This window comes from Saccharothrix sp. ST-888, from assembly GCF_000955975.1.
Classification (GTDB): domain Bacteria; phylum Actinomycetota; class Actinomycetes; order Streptomycetales; family Streptomycetaceae; genus Kitasatospora.
Map to the genome: position 1 here is coordinate 1 of NZ_JYJF01000274.1, position 1371 is coordinate 1371.

A 1371-nucleotide genomic window follows, 5' to 3' on the forward strand; every position below is an offset into this window, starting at 1 on the left:
GGCGGCGTACTCCTCGCGGATGGACATCAGACCGGGCATCTCGTGCTCGGCCAGCTGGATCTCCTTGCGCCCGAAGGACGCGAGGGACAGATCGGCGACTTTGAAATCCTGACGAACAGTCACTTCTACTCCATGGGTGGGTGGTCAGGCGGCGGCAAAGGCCGAAGCCGCTGCCCGGTACTTCGAGGACTGGACGGCACCGCGCGGGAGATCGAGGTTCCGGTAGATCTCCAGCGCCGCGGTGGACCGGTTGAGGGTGATGAAGTGCAGGCCGGGGGCGCCCTCCGCGAGCAGGCGGCGGGCCATCCGGGTGGCGTGTTCGACACCGATCCGGTGAGCAGCGCCCGGGTCGTCGCGGACGGCCTCCAGGCGCTCGGTCAGGCCGCACGGGAAGGTGGCGTTGCTGAGCTCGGCGAACCGCTGGATCTGCGCGGCGTTGGTGGCCGGCATGATCTCGGGGATGATCGGGGTGTCGCAGCCGGCCGCGGCCACCCGGTCGCGCAGGCGCAGGTAGTGCTCGACGTCGAAGAACATCTGGGTGATCGCGTAGTCCGCCCCGGCCCGGCACTTGGCGACGAAGTGCCTGATCTCGCTGTCCCAGTCCGGCGAACGCGGATGCAGCTCGGGGAAGGCGGCGACGCCGACGCTGAACTCGCCGCACTCCTTGACCAGTTGGACCAGTTCGGCAGCGTGGCTGAACCCTTGCCGATGCGGTGTCCACGGTCCGCGCGGGTCACCCGGCGGATCGCCGCGCAGGGCCAGCACGTCCCGGATGCCGACATCGGCGTAACGGCCGATGATCGAGCGCAGTTCGGCGACCGAGTGACCGACCGCCGTGAGGTGCGCCACCGCTCGCAGCGTGGTCTGCTCGGCGATCCCCTCGACCGCCTGGACCGTACGGGCCCGCGAGGATCCGCCCGCGCCGTACGTCACCGACACGAAGGTCGGTGCGACGGCCTCGACCCGGCGGATCGTCTGCCACAGCGCGGACTCACCGGCGTCGGTCTTGGGCGGAAAGAACTCGAAGGAGATGGTGGGCTCTCCGCTCGCCAGCGCGGCCCGCAGGCTCCCGCCCGGCGCTTCCTGCTCTCTCATCGCGGTTTGCTCCTTCTCCGCTGACCGGTCAGCAGGGTCAGCGTGCGTTGAAGTACTTGGCCTCGGGGTGGTGGATCACGATCGCGTCGGTGGACTGCTCCGGGTGCAGCTGGAACTCCTCGGAGAGCACCACCCCGATCCGCTCCGGCCGCAGCAGCTCGGCGATCTTGGCCCGGCCCTCCAGCTCCGGGCAGGCCCCGTAGCCGAGCGAGAAACGGGCACCCCGGTACTTCAGGGCGAACATGTCGCGGACGTCCTGCGGGTCCTCGTCGCCGA

Annotated in this window: 3 protein-coding genes; all 3 read right to left on the reverse strand. The window is 69.7% G+C overall.

Going from position 1 to position 1371, the window contains the following annotated elements; genetic code table 11:
• Window positions 1-123: adenosylhomocysteinase (locus tag UK12_RS38755; protein WP_156179092.1), on the reverse strand; the 123-nt coding region annotated here is incomplete at its 3' end.
• A gap of 21 nt (window positions 124-144) precedes the next feature.
• Window positions 145-1095 carry a methylenetetrahydrofolate reductase [NAD(P)H] gene (gene metF, locus UK12_RS32575; RefSeq protein ID WP_045306818.1) on the reverse strand — a complete coding sequence of 317 codons (951 nt, stop codon included), beginning with the start codon at window positions 1093-1095 and terminating at the stop codon, window positions 145-147.
• A gap of 37 nt (window positions 1096-1132) precedes the next feature.
• Window positions 1133-1371: vitamin B12 dependent-methionine synthase activation domain-containing protein (locus UK12_RS32580; RefSeq protein ID WP_045306819.1), on the reverse strand; the 239-nt coding region annotated here is incomplete at its 5' end.

Coding starts and splice junctions, on each gene's coding strand:
- metF (WP_045306818.1), bottom strand. CDS start 1,095: ATGAGAGAGCAGGAAGCGCCGGGCGGGAGCCTGCGGGCCGCGCTGGCG.